Genomic DNA, 322 nt, shown 5'->3' on the forward strand with positions numbered 1-322 from the left:
CTATCACCCCATGTCACTCGTATAAACTCTTTACTTTATCACCCGTAAGCCTGCCACGAAAACTTGCCCCAATGAGCCTGCCCTGATGTGAACCTGTTCAGGGTACCTACATGGGTTCTCGCCCTAAGAACCGCTGTACACTTAAGAGCAAGGACCCGCTGATGGCTTTGAAGAACCGTCCTTCGTGAAGAACGGTTCTTCGTTCCGACGCTTCGCGTCCAGGTTCTTCGTTCTTGGTCAAGCACATCTCGTCTGAACCTGATTCAGAATCTCGATCTAAGATCAGTTACAAGTGGAGAACCGTCCTTCGCTGAGACCCAAG

Origin of the sequence: Mesotoga sp. UBA5825 (genome assembly GCF_002432955.1) — a bacterium.
Classification (GTDB): Bacteria; Thermotogota; Thermotogae; order Petrotogales; family Kosmotogaceae; genus Mesotoga.